At 65.7% G+C, this 15,019-nt stretch carries 14 protein-coding genes; 5 read left to right on the top strand and 9 right to left on the bottom strand.

Going from position 1 to position 15,019, the window contains the following annotated elements; translation table 11 throughout:
• The first annotated feature begins 12 nt into the window (after positions 1-12).
• Complete coding sequence (locus ACFO3J_RS26800) at positions 13-2,256, top strand: protein kinase domain-containing protein (protein WP_386434310.1); 2,244 nt, start codon at positions 13-15, stop codon at positions 2,254-2,256.
• 134 nt (positions 2,257-2,390) lie between these two features.
• Here the strand turns inward: ACFO3J_RS26800 and ACFO3J_RS26795 are convergent.
• Positions 2,391-3,202, bottom strand: a protein-coding gene (locus ACFO3J_RS26795; RefSeq protein WP_386434307.1) for an IS5 family transposase whose coding sequence is annotated in 2 segments (ribosomal slippage) — positions 2,391-2,876 and positions 2,879-3,202 — 810 coding nt in all. Because the reading frame shifts where the segments join, the coding sequence is not laid out codon by codon here.
• A 659-nt stretch (positions 3,203-3,861) separates the two neighbouring features.
• Here ACFO3J_RS26795 and ACFO3J_RS26790 point away from each other — a divergent pair.
• Complete coding sequence (locus tag ACFO3J_RS26790; protein ID WP_386434304.1) at positions 3,862-4,131, top strand: hypothetical protein; 270 nt, start codon at positions 3,862-3,864, stop codon at positions 4,129-4,131.
• A gap of 194 nt (positions 4,132-4,325) precedes the next feature.
• On the opposite strand, the gene ACFO3J_RS26785 is transcribed toward ACFO3J_RS26790, so the two are convergent.
• The 3 genes from ACFO3J_RS26785 to ACFO3J_RS26775 all read right to left on the bottom strand — a co-directional run bounded on the left by ACFO3J_RS26785 (position 4,326) and on the right by ACFO3J_RS26775 (position 7,137).
• Positions 4,326-5,183: an alpha/beta fold hydrolase gene (locus ACFO3J_RS26785; RefSeq protein ID WP_386434301.1), complete on the bottom strand. Its 858-nt coding sequence runs from the start codon at positions 5,181-5,183 to the stop codon at positions 4,326-4,328.
• 221 nt (positions 5,184-5,404) lie between these two features.
• Positions 5,405-6,292, bottom strand: coding sequence for an SDR family NAD(P)-dependent oxidoreductase (locus ACFO3J_RS26780; protein WP_386434298.1), 888 nt, complete (start codon positions 6,290-6,292; stop codon positions 5,405-5,407).
• A 176-nt stretch (positions 6,293-6,468) separates the two neighbouring features.
• Positions 6,469-7,137 carry a winged helix-turn-helix transcriptional regulator gene (locus ACFO3J_RS26775; protein WP_386434295.1) on the bottom strand — a complete coding sequence of 223 codons (669 nt, stop codon included), beginning with the start codon at positions 7,135-7,137 and terminating at the stop codon, positions 6,469-6,471.
• A gap of 72 nt (positions 7,138-7,209) precedes the next feature.
• On the opposite strand from ACFO3J_RS26775, the gene ACFO3J_RS26770 reads away from it, so the two are divergent.
• Complete coding sequence (locus tag ACFO3J_RS26770) at positions 7,210-8,778, top strand: MFS transporter (protein WP_386434292.1); 1,569 nt, start codon at positions 7,210-7,212, stop codon at positions 8,776-8,778.
• Between the two features lie 624 nt (positions 8,779-9,402).
• Here ACFO3J_RS26770 and ACFO3J_RS26765 read toward each other — a convergent pair.
• A complete protein-coding gene (locus ACFO3J_RS26765; protein WP_386434289.1) occupies positions 9,403-10,560 on the bottom strand; it encodes a hypothetical protein in 1,158 nt (385 codons plus the stop codon).
• A 306-nt stretch (positions 10,561-10,866) separates the two neighbouring features.
• On the opposite strand from ACFO3J_RS26765, the gene ACFO3J_RS26760 reads away from it, so the two are divergent.
• The gene (locus ACFO3J_RS26760) at positions 10,867-11,355 is read left to right on the top strand and encodes a hypothetical protein (RefSeq protein WP_386434287.1); all 489 of its coding nucleotides are present in this window, start codon (positions 10,867-10,869) and stop codon (positions 11,353-11,355) included.
• A 48-nt stretch (positions 11,356-11,403) separates the two neighbouring features.
• On the opposite strand, the gene ACFO3J_RS26755 is transcribed toward ACFO3J_RS26760, so the two are convergent.
• Positions 11,404-11,886 (bottom strand): NUDIX domain-containing protein, encoded by a 483-nt coding sequence (locus ACFO3J_RS26755; RefSeq protein ID WP_386434284.1) that lies wholly within the window; start codon positions 11,884-11,886, stop codon positions 11,404-11,406.
• A gap of 164 nt (positions 11,887-12,050) precedes the next feature.
• On the bottom strand, positions 12,051-12,215 hold the full coding sequence (locus tag ACFO3J_RS26750) for a hypothetical protein (protein WP_386434281.1): 165 nt from the start codon (positions 12,213-12,215) through the stop codon (positions 12,051-12,053).
• A 66-nt stretch (positions 12,216-12,281) separates the two neighbouring features.
• On the opposite strand from ACFO3J_RS26750, the gene ACFO3J_RS26745 reads away from it, so the two are divergent.
• Positions 12,282-12,719 (top strand): hypothetical protein, encoded by a 438-nt coding sequence (locus tag ACFO3J_RS26745; protein WP_386434278.1) that lies wholly within the window; start codon positions 12,282-12,284, stop codon positions 12,717-12,719.
• On the opposite strand, the gene ACFO3J_RS26740 is transcribed toward ACFO3J_RS26745, so the two are convergent.
• Positions 12,720-13,253 carry an NUDIX hydrolase gene (locus ACFO3J_RS26740; protein ID WP_386434275.1) on the bottom strand — a complete coding sequence of 178 codons (534 nt, stop codon included), beginning with the start codon at positions 13,251-13,253 and terminating at the stop codon, positions 12,720-12,722.
• Positions 13,254-13,729: 476 nt separating this feature from the next.
• Entirely contained in the window at positions 13,730-14,236 is a 507-nt protein-coding gene (locus ACFO3J_RS26735) for a hypothetical protein (protein ID WP_386434272.1), read from the bottom strand.
• Between the last annotated feature and the right edge of the window lie 783 nt (positions 14,237-15,019).

The following is a 15,019-nucleotide window of genomic DNA, read 5'->3' as shown; positions in this document are numbered from 1 at the left end:
AGGAGTCAATTAGTGAGTCGTCTTGCTCTGGTCGTCGGTATCAATTCCTATCGTAACAGATGGGCCACGCTCAAGAATTCTGTGAACGATGCCGACGAGGTCGAGGCAGTCCTTACGGAGCCGGAGTATGGGTTCGCGGTGACCAAACTCACCGAGGAAGAGGTCAGCAAGGCTGCGGTTCTGCGCTGGCTCGTGGAGGCGAAGAATTCCGGCGCGGAACAGGTTGTGTTCTATTTTTCCGGGCATGGTGCCGCAACCGAAATCGGCACATTTTTGGTTACTCATGACAACGCAGAGTTCGATGAGGGTATCTCACTGAATAGTCTGCTGTCGATTGCCAGTCCTATCACCGGCTCCGCGACCCAAGTCCTCATCGTGTTAGATTGCTGCCACTCGGGTGGCATTGTCGAGCAGTCTTCCGCGGGTATCGCGGTCGCTCCCATCAGGCAGGACGACATCGGCCGGATGGTGCGCCAAGCGAACCCAGCTGTGGTCGTCATGGCTGCCTGCACATCGGATCAGTCGGCTGTCGAGAAGGATAATCTCGGACACGGGGTGTTCACCCACCACCTCCTTTCCGCGCTGCTTGGGGACGCCGCGGATCACACTGGGTCCGTCACGGCGCACAGCGTCTACGACGTGGTGTCGAGGGAAATGGCGGGACAGGAAGGCCACGTCCAGGTCCCTGTTTTCCTAGGGCGACTGGAAGGCCGATTCATCCTCGGACGGGAATTCACCCCGATCCTCTCTCCTCCACTGCCCGAGGAGGATTATCATCGGTACGAGACAGAAGCACGTGAACACCTGCAGGCGTACCACGAGATAAAGTCGAGCTACAGCGCGGAATCCTGGCGTTATGAGGGGTATTTCGCCGCCAGCAGAAAACTCGAAGAGGTAGCGAACTGGTTTGCTCGTAAGGAGAAAATCGAGGGCCTGTCCCGGCGTCCCTTATTCCAGCAGAGTCGGGACTCGCTGATCCGCTACCAGAGCGAGCTTGGGTTCGTCGAATCGCAGACAAAAACCAGGTGGGGAACTCTCGACCGCCAAATCGGCGCCGGCGGATTCGGTAAGGTGTGGCGGGTCACCAAGGACAACGGCGAGCCACTGGCTTACAAGCTCTACCACGCGTACGAGCTGACGGACCGCGAAAAGATCAAAAGGTTTCGCAACGGCTACGAGGCCATGAGGATGCTGTCACATCCTGCGATTATCAAGGTCCATGACTACAGCGAGTGCCCTGCTGGATTCACCATGGATTATATCGACGGAAGCAACCTGCGGGAGTTCGGTGTCGGGACGTTCATGGAGCAGTCGTCGATCTTCTCAATTCTCGCCGAAACCGCCGAGGCCATCAACCATGCTCACCAGCACAATGTCATCCACCGGGACATAAAGCCGGAGAACATAGTGTGCCGCCTGAGGGAGAACGGTGACTACCGGCCTTTTCTGACCGACTTCGACCTCGCGTGGTTTAGTACGCAGACCCAAAAGGTTACCAAAACGGCCATGGGTGTCATCTATTACGCCGCCCCGGAGCAGTACATCGCCTACGATCCGAAGGTGGTTCGGAGCAAGAACCCCACGCTCGACATCTTCTCGTTCGGCCAGCTGGCATTTTTCTGTCTCACCAACCGGGACCCCGACCCGCTGAGGATCGACGACAACTGCAACGTGTTGAGCCGGAAATTGGCGAACTCCTGTGCGGTGTCTGCCATTTCGAAGATCATTGACCTCTACAAGGGGTGCACCCGTTTCGACGCCGCTGAGAGGATTCAGACGTTCGCCGAAGTTCTGGAAAAAGTGGTCGACATTCGCCAGGAACTGACGCACAGTGATGTGAACGCGCGTATTGGGCAGAACGAGTATGCGAACGAACTGATCTTCCAAATGAACCGAGGGGCCTCACAGGGTGTTGACGGCCGCACGTTCGTGAGCGCATCGGGGAACTGGCAGGTGACCTTCGAGTGGCGTGAGCAGCAACGCAAGCGAAATTTTCTCACCGTGCTCAACCTGCACGTCCAGCCGACTCGGCGGGTGGCTCTCCAGAACATCTCCAACGACAAGATGAGGCGGGTTCTGAACCAGCGCATCGACAATTCCCTCAAGATCTACGGGAATCGCGCGCAGCGGCACCCCGGGCAAAAGGGAGAATTCGAGTTCTACGTCGACTGGAATCCGGACGCCATGACTCGCGCGAGCGTTCTGGAACTCTGCCGTATGCTCCAGGACGTGTTCGGCTCGCTTGATTCGATTTGACATCTGCGTTTTCCGGCCGTACGCGGCTGACACGGCGATTTTAAGTTCTCGGCAGGAGTGGGCTGTCGGTGGTGGCCCATATCCAGGTGGCGTGTTCGGATGCGTCCCGGATTGCACGGGTGGTCTTACAGCGGCTAACACAATGAGCTGATCTGTCGGAGGGTGATGAGGCAGCAGGCGAGTTTGAGGAAGGCTTCGTGGATGTCGGCTCGGCGTTCCCAGCGGATGCGGAGTCGTTTGAAGCCGTGGAGCCGGGCGAAGGTTCTCTCCACGACCCAGCGGTGGGTGCCGAGTCCTGTTCCGTGCCGGGTGCCGCGGCGGGCGATGGCCAGCACGATGTGGCGGGCGCGGATCTGCTCGCGGTAGATGTCGTGGTCGTAGCCGCGGTCGGCGAACAGTGAGTCCGGCTTGCGTCGTGGGTGTCCGCGTCGGCCTCTGATCGCGGGGACGGCGTCGATCAGGGGCAGGAGCTGGGTGACGTCGTTGCGGTTGCCGCCGGTCAGGATGATCGCGAGCGGGGTGCCGTGGCCGTCGGTGATCAGGTGGTGTTTCGAGCCCGGCCGGCCCCGGTCGACCGGCGAGGGGCCCGTGTGGAGCCCCCTTTTAACGCCCGCACGTGCGAGGAGTCGACCACCGCCCTGGACCGGTCCAGCTCCGCTGCTGCGTTCAGTTCGGCCGGCAGCACCTCGTGCAGCTGCTGCCGGACCCCGGCCTCGTTCCAGTCCCGCAGCCGTCTCCAGCAGGTCATGCCCGACCCGAACCCGAGCTCCCGGGGCAGGTACTCCCACTGGATCCCGGTGTGCAGCACGTACAGGACCCCGCACAGCACCTGCCGGTCAGGCAACGGCTTCCGGCCCGGGTACCGGAACCGGCGCTCACACCGCGGCAGCAACCGCTCCAGCCGGTCCCACAACTCATCCGACACGACCCACGGCGAGGCGCTCACACCCAGCCGAACGCCCAACTCCCGCCATGGACACGGCCACCAGGACCAATCCACCTCATTGTGTTAGCTGCTGTTAGACACCCTGATGTTCACCGGTGTCGTGCATGCGCTGTTGCCGCGTCAACTCCCGCTCGGCGCTGAGGCCTACGCGAACCCGGAACTTCAACAGCCCTGGGCAACACCTTGTCCGCCGGGGTTGGCGGAGCCCCGGCGGCTCCGAAGCAATCGAAGCTGGATCTTGCAGACCCGTGGCGGGCTTGGTCACGGCCGAAGGGCAGTCCGCAAACAGTCCGCAGCGCAGTCGAAAACGGCTGTCGGGGGCCAACGCAAAATGCCTGGTCAGCGCACTGGCGGATTGCTCCGCCGCAGGTCAGAACGGTGGCCGATTGGTTCATCACCAACTCTGCGTCGACGCTGGACCGGGCGCGGATCGACGTCTGAGCCGGGGGCGCGGGGAGCGGACCGCCTGGGTGGCCGCCTTTCGGTCCGTGGCCGGTCCGCGGGGGATCTGGCGTGAGGCCGGTGCGGGGGAGCGGCTGTGCCGCTTCCCCGCACCGGCGTGCTGCCCTCGTCGGGACGGTCCGCGTAGGCGCTGTCGGCGACTGTGCGGGTCGGCTCCTCGGAGTCGGGCCACAGCGTGGGGCCGGACGCCCTCCGGTATGCCGCAGCCCGGCGAGTGCGGCCGGGTCGATGCCTGCCAGCGGATGCCAGGTGGTCGCGGTGGAGGCGACCGGGCCGAACACATCAGGCTGGTCGCGCAGCAGGGCCGGGTCGAAGGTGGCCTGGCCGTCGTCGGCGAGCGTCACCGCCGCATCAACCGCGATCCCGCCCGGATCGTGCCCGATGCCGCGTGGCCGGAGCCGGCGCAGCGTGTCGGTGAAGGCCACGATCGGGCCGATGGCATCGGCGAGGTCGGCCACCAGGCGTGACCCGGAGTGGCCGACCACCCGCGACCATTGGCTCGACACGACCTGCGTGGGACGTGACCCGGAAGTCTGCACGCAGAAAGTGCCTTCTCGCTGTGATGACGGAAGTCCTGGACATGGCCTCATTATCCGAGTGAAGAAGGGACTTTCGCGTTCCCGCTCAGGATCCGGACGCCAGCGAAAAGGAAACGCGGAAGTCAGCCCTTCAGGAGGGAGGCGACTTCTGCAGCGCGGTCCGACTGTACCCAGTGTCTGGCGCCCTCCAGGAGAGTGACGCGCGCATTGGCAAAGAGCCCGGCCAGATGGCGGGCCACCCCGGGGTCGAGATATTTGTCCGACGCACCGAAGATGACATCGACAGGTGTCCGCATGGAAGAGATTTCTCCTTCCGATATGGCTTTGTCCTGTGTCGAAAGGTCCATCGGTAGCCGTGCTGTCCACGCGCGAATCGCCTTGAGCGCGTCAGCCTGTCCTTCGCTGCCGAAGAATTGTGGTTGGACAGCATCGACGACAAGCTCCTCCGAGGCGTCGTAGCCGAGTTCGGCCCCGGTGTGGGCAAGGAGCCACAGTGCTTGAGTGGGATCTGCCAGGAGGCTGTCGGTCAGGTTTGCCAGCGGAGCATCCGCCAGCAGTTGAATGAGGTCCGGGAATGTCAATGTTTCCGAATGGCCATAAAAGCAATTCATGAGAGCGATCTTGGCCACTCGGTCGGGGTTCTGCCTCGCATAATCCACTGCTACCGGACCGCCGGCGTCGTGTCCGACGACGACTGCCTGCTCGATGCCGATCTGGTCCATCACCGCAGCAGTTTCAGTGGTCCGTTGCGATGCTTCCATCGGCGCGGTCTGCGATCGCTCAGAATTCCCGTATCCCAGGAAGTCGAACCTGATCGTGCGCCGGGGCCGCAGTTCGGGTACGAGCTTGTCGTATGCATGCGAGTCGTCGGGATATCCGTGCATCAACACGATGGCAGGCTCTTCGCCCGCGTACTCAACAGCAGAGACCCGGCCGAAGGGAGTGGATATTGAATGTTCAATCGAAGGAGTAGCATTCATTGAATTTCTCCTCGTTTTGACGATTCACGGAGATGTGAACAAGCCCACTTCTCAGAACCGCAGCTGTACTCAACGACTGTGGGCGGGCCAGCGCCTCCAACTGCCCGAAGCGGCACGCATGGCAGTTGCGCATGCCGTTCTGGCCAGGTGGTTTGCCTCCGGGGCCGAGCGGTCGGAACCCGATGTGCATCGTTCTACGGCGTTTGAGTTCAGTCGGCTTGTTACACAGGGTTCGGGCGGCTCGAAATGGTTTCGTGGTAGGTCTTTCCACGACTCATGCCGAGAAGTTTGGCGATGGGCCGGAACGTCAGGGCCTTGGCGATCAAGTCGCCGACGCGAGGTGACACGGCCTCGCCGAGCAGCAGCATATTCGCTGTTCGCGGCAGTACGACGCGTCGTTTCCCGTGCTGGGCCGCGGACACCACGGCGCGGGCAACGGCTTCCGGTTGCAGCGGGGTCATGTGCCGGAACGGAGGAGGCATCTCGGCCTCCGCCGCCTCTCTCAGCATGTCACTGCCGGTGAGTGCGGGATAGATCACCGAGACTCGGATGTTGCCGCCGTTCACCTCTTGGCGGAGGCTGTCGGAGAACGCAGAAACCGCGTGCATCACGATGGCATAAGAGCCGAATCGAGAAAACGCTTTGCGTCCCATGACGGACGACATGTTGACAATCGTTCCCGACCCCTGCAGGCGGAGCACCGGGAGTACGCCCTGCGTGACGTTGATCATCCCGAAAAGGCTCGCCTGCAGTGTTTGCCGGACGTCGTCTTCGAACGTCGCCGTTTCGATGGGGCCTACTTTCCCGATCCCGGCGTTGTTCACGAGGACGTCGATTCTTCCGAATCGGCTCGTCGCCGCGTCCACCAAGGCTGTCACAGCATCACGGGAAGTCACGTCGGTCGGCACTGAGAGCGCTTGGGATCCCAGTTCGCGGATCTCGTTCTCCACCTGGGCGAGCCGGTCGGCCGAACGGGCCGCAAGGATCAGATGTGCTCCGTCCCGGGCAAACGCCAGCGCGACCTCCCTACCAATGCCGCGTGACGCGCCGGTGACCAGTACCACCTTGTCCGCAAAGGCGCCCATATCATTCTCTTTCTTGGTGCTCAAGAACCGATTACCGCTGAAGTGGGTTGGGTCGATCCTTATTCCCGGTGCCTTTCCCCCGTAGCCGACGTTACTCGCAGTCCTCTGGACCGGCATCTCACCCGTGGCTCAAGGAAGCAGCCCGGCCCACCACTGCGGGGGCCGGGCCGGGCTCTCACCGGCTCGCGGGTCGGTACTGATCATGGGCGGACCTCGCTGTGCGTGCGCGCTTCGTCCTGTGCGATGGGGCGCAGGCGGGTGAGCAGGTCGCGCCGGCCTCGGGCGCTCAGGCCGAATTGACCCGCGTGTTCGAGATCGAACATGCCGCGGAGCAGCCCGACGATGGCCCGGGGCGGTCCGTCCAGAACGAGGTCCGGCTCGGTGGCGCGGCCCGGCCGGGAGTGGATCCCGCCGTCCCGCAGTTCGATGACCGCCGACTCGTCGGCCATGGTGAGTGCGATGACCGCAGGTGGGGCGTCGGGATCGCTGTCGGCGATGAACTCCGGCAGGACGAAAGCCAGCCACCGTGCCTGGAACACGTCGTCCGGCCGTTCCTCGCCCATGAACCGCAGCCCCCACAGCCCGAGCGCCTTCAAAACCGGCTCCAGTGCCAGACCGTCCCCGGTCAGCTGGTAGAGGGCGGTGGCGATCGGCGGCGGCGCGTCCTCGCGCGTGATCAGTCCGGCGGCTTCGAGTTCTTTGAGGCGGGTCGACAGCAGGTTCGCGGCGACGCCCGGCAGCCCGTTCCTCAGGTCCGTGAACCGGCACGGCCCCTGCAACAGCAACTCCCGGACGATCAGCAGCGTCCAGCGGTCCCCCACCACGTCGACACTCCGGGCGATCGAGCAGTACTGACCATAGCTCCGCATACCCCCAGCCTAAGGGACAGAATCTCAACCGCCTAGTAGAAAAACTAAACTAGATGTGGGTAATCTTCCACCATGATTCGTACGCCGTCGAAGCCGCTCGTGCTGGTCGCCCTCCTGCTCGCCTCGTTCGTGATCAACCTCGACACCACCCTGGTCAACGTCGCGCTGCCGACGCTGACGCGTGAGCTGGGCGCATCCACTGCTCAACTGCAATGGGTCGTGGACGCCTACAACCTCGTCTTCGCCGCCCTCCTGCTGACCTCGGGGAGTCTTTCCGACCGCTTCGGGCGGAAAGGGATGCTCATGGCCGGCCTGCTGGTGTTCGGTGCGGCCAGCTTCGTCGGCGGGTTCGCCCGTTCCCCGGCGGAGCTGATCACGGCCCGGGCCGTGATGGGTCTGGGAGCGGCGATGACCTTTCCGGCCACGCTCGCACTGCTCACCGGCGTCTTCACCAGCCGCAAGGAGAGGGCGTTGTCCATCGGCCTGTGGGGTGCGACGGCCGGCATGGCCATCGCACTGGGGCCGATCGTGGGGGGCTTCCTGTTGGAGCACTACAGCTGGTCGAGCATCTTCTACGCTCTCGGGCCCGTGTCCGTGGCCGTCGTCGCCCTGGTGGTCTTGTTCGTCCCCCGGTCGAAGAGCCCTGCCCCGCATCGTCTTGACTTCGCGGGCCTCGTCCTGTCCGCCGGCTTCATGGGACTGCTCGTGTACACCGTCATCCAGGCCCCGGACCGCGGCTGGGCGTCGGCCGGCTCCCTCCTCGGCTTCGCCGCCGCGCTGCTCCTGCTGGTGATGTTCATCGTCGGCGAACGCCGCGCCGCACAGCCGATGCTCGATGTACGCCTCTTCAAGGACATGCGCTTCAGCGCCGCCAGCGCCTCGGTGACGGTTGCCTTCTTCACCCTCTTCGGGTTCATCTTCCTGATCACGCAGTTCTTCCAGTTCGTCCGGACGTACAGCCCCCTGTCCACCGGCGTCCACCTGCTGCCGGTCGCGGTCTCCGTCGGCGTCGGGTCCGTCCTCGGGACGCGGCTGGCCGTCCGGGTCGGCACCAAGGCCATCGTCACCGCCGGGCTGGCCCTCCAGGCGATCTTCTATCTCTGGGTCGCCGGCGACATTTCCCCGACGCTCAGCTACGGAATCATCGCCGTCCAGATGGTCGTCTACGGCCTGGGCATGGGCCTGACCTCCGCACCCGCGACCGAGTCCATCATGGGAGCGGTCGCAGCAGACCAGGCCGGCGTCGGGTCCGCCATCAACGACTCCACTCGCCTGCTCGGCGGAACCCTCGGTGTCGCAGTCATCGGCAGTGTGTACGCCACGCTGTACGACTCACGGCTCGACAACGCCCTGCCGGCATCACTGCCCCCGCAACTGACACACCTCGCCCATCAGTCAGTCGGATCAGCGTTCGGCGTCTCCAGCCAACTCGCCGCCCACGGCCAGCCCGCCATGGCCGACGCCGTGCGTCAGGCCGCGACGCAAGCCTTCGACCACGGCCTCAGCATCGGATGCGTCGTGGCCGGTCTGGTCGCGGTCGCCGGAGCGCTGCTCGCCAGCGCCTTCCTGCCCGCCCAACCCCCGCAGCAATCCGCACCGGAACACCGCCCGGTGGAGCTGGCCGACACCCCCGGCCGATAAGACCACGAACCGATCGGCGTCCAGGAGTTCCCCTCGGCCAGGCCCGAGTGCCGAGTGAATCCAGATCGACCCGGACATGCTCCAGATCCTGCTGCAGCAGCCGGACGGTCGGAGGCATCGACGAGGTCAGCCAGCGGACAGGACCCGGCAATGGCCAATCACCCCAGGCGATGCCGCCGCCCTCGGGCGCCGTGAACGGTCAGCCGTTGGGCCCGGCCCCGGGGAAGGCCTCAAGGCGCGCCTTCAGGGGTCTCCAGCGCCATCTTCGGCGGCGGTACAACGAGGTATGAACGCTGGGTCTTGGGCGGCCCGTCGAAGACGCCGTGCTTCGTCTGCTGCGCACCCGCTGGTCAACGCGGACGGTCGTCTGTAGCAGGGTCTCTGAGCAGAGTGGGGCAGGCCAACGGTCCCGATGAGGAAGCCACCTTTGCCTCGACGGCCATAGGCCAGTCCGCCGAACCGACACACGCCATCTGTCGGACGGCGGGCGCTGGCGGACTGGCCACTGCTGGAAAGGCGGATGATGGGATCTCCGCTTTCGGCCAGTACTGCTCGTAGCCTCACTCGTTCCGATCTTCAACGGAATGCAGCTGTGAGGAGCACCTTGCGGCGGTTGTCGCGGTGTCACAACGCGGCTTGGGCTGCCCGCGTGCGGGGATGGTTGGGACCGTAGTGCTGGGCCCACTCGGCAGCGAGGGCGTGCAGTTGGCCGGGGGCTTCGCGGATGACGGCAAGGACGCTGCGGATGCGCAGGACGCGGTGGTCGGAGGGCGCGAGCTTGGTGATCGCTTCGTTCAGGGCATGGGTTGCGGCGAGTTCGGCATCCTTGGCGCGACCCAGGCCGTACAGAGCTTCGGCGCGCAGCAGGTGGTGATCGCCGATCTCGAACCCTCCCCAGGCGGGACGGATATCGGCAAGTGCCAGGGCCTCCTCATAGCGTTTCTGGCCCACCAGGGCGAACCCGAGGCTGTAACGCAGGGGTTGGGCGTCCCTGCTGTGGACACCGTGGCTCTGCTCGGCCGTGGCGAGCGCGCTGCGTACGGAACGCTCCGCTTCCATCGGCCTGCCGGACTCCGTCAGGCAGAACGCCAACGCGGTCAAGGCGGCGCGGCGGGCGTTGGCCATCTGCCACTGTTTGTCGGCCCACTTGGCTGTGATCGCCACGATGTCGGCGCAGTCGGCCTCGGCCTGGTCGAACTGTCCGAGCAGGGCTAGCCGTCGGGCCCGCGCCGCACGGCATTGCAGTACGAGGAAGTGCTTGGGCCCCAGGGAATCGGTCATGCGCGGCAGCACGGCGGTGTCCGCGCCGACCGCCTCGGCCAGGCGCCCGGTCATGTGCAGGAGCTGGTTGAGCTGGAAGATGCCCATGTAGTGGTGGACGATGTGCCCGCGGTTGGCCGCATCGCCGTCGCAGAGCAGGCGGACCTCGGCCTCCGCTTCAGAGTGTCGGCCCGCCGCCCCCAGGGCGGCGACGAGGTCGCTCCTGAGGGAGAAGACGAGAGCTGGGTCCCTGTAGCGTTCGGCATGGCCGAGGGCCGTACGGCAGGTCTCCAGCGCGTCGAAGGGGCGGTTCGTCAAGTACTGGGCGGTGCCTACGACCCGTCGGGCCATCAGCATCGGCCGCCTCTCCACATGCCCGGGCTTCTCACGTGAACGCAGCAGCGCGGTCAGATGCCGTTCCGCCTCGTCCGGGTGGCCCCGCTCGATGAGCGTCATTCCCTTCACAGCCTCGCTGTACAGCACCCGGCTTGCCGTCTGCTTGATCCCCTCAGCAACGCCCACCCCGGCCTCTCCCGATTCCCAGATCCGCAGGGATGATATCCGCCGGCCCGCGATGCCCCCGCCGGGGGCATCAGCCTGACCCCGGCACCCAGAATGAGCTCAAACTGAGCAGGTCTGTCCCACCACTGAGCACAGGAGGCGGCAAATCCAAGGGGAATCCTCACGGAGGCCGGGAGCCCGAGTTCCGCCCCCGGACACGAGCCCAACTGCGCGTTCGTCGAACCGCAGCAGCTCGAACCGGCTCCGGGTGGGAGGCGGGCGTGAATGTCGTGGCTGACCGCCGGAGGGGTGTGACATCGTGCGGCCATGCCCATCGCGCGCCCCGAAGGCGACTACGCGATCACCAGGATGTACTCCGGGCCGGATGATGCGTGGCACCTGGAACTGGATGTGGTCGCGGATCAACGAACCCTTGTGATCGCGATCGTCCCCGACGAGGACCCCGCACGGGAGCCCACGGTGTGCTTCAACCCCCGAGGGAGAGACGGGGACATCCCCTTCGAGGTCATGCGCTGGTTCATGAACCAGGTCGAGGGGAAAGTCAGCGTCTGCAGGGCCTGGATGCAGTTGCGGCCGGATCTCGTCAAGGCCATCCACCGGCTGCGCCAGGAGTACGTGGGCGCCATCGATGATGACGATTTCCCCGATGAGCTCGCCAAGTTGCGCATCACCGTCCCGGAAGACGACCTCCCCGCCGTCCTTGCGGCCGCCTTCGGACGGAACCCCGACGGCACCACCACGACGGACACCGTGCAAGCGCCCCGGCCTGCGAACAACCAAGGACACAGAACCTAGCCATTCGGCTCGTGCCTCCCGCAGTGGACGGCAAAGAACCAACGGATGTCAGCCCTCGACGCCGAAGGCTGCCCCGTTCTCAAGGTAGGTGGTCGCTGACCGGGCACGAGCCCCGATCGCCGCGTGGACTCGGCGGGCCAGCCGAGGGATGAGCAGCTCATCGATCTGATCGGCCCGGTGGAAAGCGAACTGGTGGACTTCCACACCGTCCAAGACGATCTGGGCTTGCTCGGCCGCTCTGAGGATGCCTCCGTCGAAGACGAACAGCAGCTTGTCGCCCTCGGCCGGGTGGGGCGCCCAGTCCGCGACGAGGAGGCGGCCGATCGGCGGGGTGATGCCGATCTCCTCCCTGACCTCCCGAGCCGCGCCTTCGCTCGGGGTCTCGCCCGGGTGCAGGTAGCCGCCGGGGATCTCCCATCCCTCCTTGTACGTGGGCTTCACCAGGAGAATCCGTCCTGTCCCGTCGAAGAACAGGACGCCGGCGGCGGTGCGGGGCTGGGCTACTGCCTCCTGGGCTTCGGAGTCGCTCATGGCAGGCGACTGTAGTCGTCGGGCGAGGGTCACCCGATAGCACGCAGCCGCTGAGCGACCCCGGCGAGCTGGTGGCTCGGATTACCCGGCTGCTGCCGGACCCAGGCGGTCCGCTGACGCCGCCGAGTTTGAAGTCCTTCTCGGAAGGTGGACGAGCCATGTGATCACTTCCCCGGCGTGGTGCCGCCAAGCAGTGCGTCCAGCTGCGCCACCGTCGCCGCGGCATCAGTGTGGTGGATGGTCCGGATGCCCAGCGCCGCGGCTGACGGCAGGCTTACCGCGCGGTCCTCAACGAACAGGCAGTCCGCCCGGTAGCTGCGGTAGGTCAAGGGTACGCAGGTAAATGCCCGGATCGGATCCACTGCAACCCGTCCGACACTCACCCCCGCCTGCGTGTGCTGCTGGTGAACATCAAGGCCGGCCCGGGCCGCTGGATCCTCGGACTCGACCCGCAGGAACTCACCTACATCACCGCGAAGCTGCGCGCCCAGGCTGACCGACTGCATGACGAAATCCGCCCCGCGGTCGTCGCAGCATGCCGGGACTGGGGCTGCCCGCCACCCGGACTGACGCCGCCGAGCCACTCATCGCCCGGGCCCCTGCAAGGCGAGCCGGAGACGAATTTGCGCGGCCGGCCCTTCCATTCCTTCTGGCTGGCCAGAGCCCAGTTGCAGCGCGGGCAAGTCGAGCCGGCCTGTGTGAACCAGTCCGCGACGGTCGACTCGCCTCGCGTGACCGCGCACTGGCAGGAGTTCCGACACCTGCTCACACCGTTCCGTTCGTCGCGGCCGGTCGCGGAGCTGGACGCGCGGCTGCTGCAGGCGGCGGGCTGACTACAGGCCGGCCTCGTCCAGCAGCAGGTACAGCACGCCGACGAGCGAACCGCTGCTGACAATCTCGCGGCGGTCGATCATCCCCCGCAACTCGGACAGCGGGATCCAGTCGAGCCGGTCGGACTCGTTGAGTTCTGTCGGCGGGCCCGCGTAGTCGACCGCGTCGGCACGGAAGACAAAGTGCCCGGAGTCGGTGATGCCATTGGCCGGCTGGGCGTAGATCAGCGGCGTCAACTCGCCGGTACGCCAACCGGTCTCCTCCAACACCTCACGGGCAGCGGCCTCGGCCGGGGTCTCGCCGGGCTCTATCAGCCCCATGGGCAGTTCCCAGGCCCACGAGTCCGTGATGAAGCGGTGCCGCCACATCATCAGCACCTGCTTCTCACTGTTCACCACGGCCGCCACTGCCAAGTGCCGCAGCTTCAGCACATGGTGCTCCCAGCGGTGCCCGTCCGGCTGCTCGACATCCACCAACCACAGGTTCACCCAGGGGTTCTCGTAGATCGGACGTTCCCCATGGATCTTCCACTGCATCGCTGCGGGCCCTCTCGACGAAGGTCAGCATCTCAGAAGCGGGATCGCCGAGCAGACCGTGAGCCGTGGAAGGCGTACGAGCGAAGGGCGGTGACCGGTTCCCGCGAGAGCCGGGGGTGCCGGTTCCCCAGAAGCTCCGCCACGTAGCCAGCGCCCTCGACCAAGGCCGGTGGCGCGCTCCACTGCCACCACGTGGACGGTGAAGTCGTCCCCGGAACCCTGCTCCAGCGCAATTTCACGCGCAGCATCGCCCGCCAGTGCGACCTCACACCGAGCAGAGTGGGCGAGTGATCGCGCTGCTGGGAATTGCTGGACGTGCTGGACGGACCAAAGGTCGGCCAGCGGCTCGACGAGCCCATTCATTGCCGCCAGCTGACCGTCACCATCGTCCAATCGCTGTTGTACTGCTCTGGGGGGTTGGGCGTTGCCGTGGTCGGGGGCGGTCCGCGTAGGCCCGGCGTTGGAGGAGGGTCAGATCAGTGGCCGGTCTTGAGGCGCTGGTACTGGGCTTCGAGCAGGGAATTCAGCAGGGCACGGGATGGGGGTGGTGAGTCGGCCAGGGCGTCGACCCTGATGGAGACCTGGACATCGCCCTGGTAGGTGTCGGCGAACAGCTCGTGGTACTTCGATCCGGGAATGGTCTGCTCGGCGCCGACCGGGAACGGCTCGTCCAGCTTCAGCGGCCGGATTTCGGCCCCGCTGTAGTGGTGTTGCCGGTAGTACGCCGCGGTCAGGGCGGGGCTGGCGAACTGTGCGAGTTTGATGACGAATTGGCCGCGGCCGCCGGAGGCACGGTACGAGCGGTAGAAGCCGGTGCGGAAGCCGTACTTCTTGAGTACGGCGGTGGAAGCGGCGACGTTCGGGTTGTCCACGATGTCCACCGGGGTGAGTGGCGTGCCGTCCGGGTCGCCGAGTGCCACGGACTCCTCGGGCGCGGGCAGCAGGAAGTAGCGCAGGTCGCCGGTGTGTACGCCGGCGGTCATGTGGCCGGTCAACGGCGGCGCCGTGGTCGTTGGGGGTGTTGTCGGCGAGGCAGTGATCGAGGAGGTTGCTGTTGTGGATCGAATGGTCGGTGCGCTCTGCGTCTTTGCTTGCGCTCCGCAGCCGGTAACCACCAAGACGGCTACCAGGACGGCCCGTCCGGCGGCCATCCGCTGATGTCCGCCGTGCCGCTGCCTACTGCTGTCCCGCCTGGACACAAGATCCCCCATCTGACGTCGCACGCACGCACATGCGGTGTGTCCTGAGGAGTCTTATCACCTGTGCCGCCGCGTTGCCGGACGGGTTCATCGCCGACTCGGCGTCCGCGCTGGACCGGGGCGGATCGACGGGTGAGCGGCGTCGGGGTGGGCGGACCGCTTGAGCGGACGTCAGCCGGTCCGCGAGGCCCGGGTGCGGGGGGAGAGTGGCTGCGCTGCTTCCCGGGGCACGGCGTTGTTCATCGAGGGGCCGCCCCGCCAACTCCCCAGTCCCCGGCCCCCCGACCGCCCCCGCGCCGCCGACGCGGAGAGTCACCGTGCCCGGCCCCGCCGCACATTCTCCGTTCACAGATATTGACAACGTTGTCGGGCGGGAGCGACGCTAGCGGCGTTTTCCATCCGGGGTGCGCCGCTGCGCGAGCCCTTCATCGCGCGTGGAGTTGTCGTATGGCCCGAGAACTTTGTCCCCGCTTATGACGGTGGCCGACTGACGACGACGGCCGGGGTCTTTCCCTCCGGCTTGCGGCGCCGAGGCCTGCGACCCCCTCGCGGCAGGCGACGGCCGCG

The sequence above is a fragment of the Streptomyces polygonati genome (genome assembly GCF_042650325.1).
GTDB classification, from domain to species: Bacteria; Actinomycetota; Actinomycetes; order Streptomycetales; family Streptomycetaceae; genus Actinacidiphila; species Actinacidiphila polygonati.
This window is presented reverse-complemented; position numbering and strand designations above follow the sequence as displayed.

Bases quoted from the DNA above. Each gene is read 5' to 3' on its own strand.
- ACFO3J_RS26770 (WP_386434292.1), top strand. From the start codon at position 7,210: ATGATTCGTACGCCGTCGAAGCCGCTCGTGCTGGTCGCCCTCCTGCTC.
- ACFO3J_RS26775 (WP_386434295.1), bottom strand. From the start codon at position 7,137: ATGCGGAGCTATGGTCAGTACTGCTCGATCGCCCGGAGTGTCGACGTG.
- ACFO3J_RS26790 (WP_386434304.1), top strand. From the start codon at position 3,862: ATGCCGCAGCCCGGCGAGTGCGGCCGGGTCGATGCCTGCCAGCGGATG.
- ACFO3J_RS26760 (WP_386434287.1), top strand. From the start codon at position 10,867: ATGCCCATCGCGCGCCCCGAAGGCGACTACGCGATCACCAGGATGTAC.
- ACFO3J_RS26735 (WP_386434272.1), bottom strand. From the start codon at position 14,236: ATGACCGCCGGCGTACACACCGGCGACCTGCGCTACTTCCTGCTGCCC.
- ACFO3J_RS26785 (WP_386434301.1), bottom strand. From the start codon at position 5,183: ATGAATGCTACTCCTTCGATTGAACATTCAATATCCACTCCCTTCGGC.
- ACFO3J_RS26740 (WP_386434275.1), bottom strand. From the start codon at position 13,253: ATGCAGTGGAAGATCCATGGGGAACGTCCGATCTACGAGAACCCCTGG.
- ACFO3J_RS26755 (WP_386434284.1), bottom strand. From the start codon at position 11,886: ATGAGCGACTCCGAAGCCCAGGAGGCAGTAGCCCAGCCCCGCACCGCC.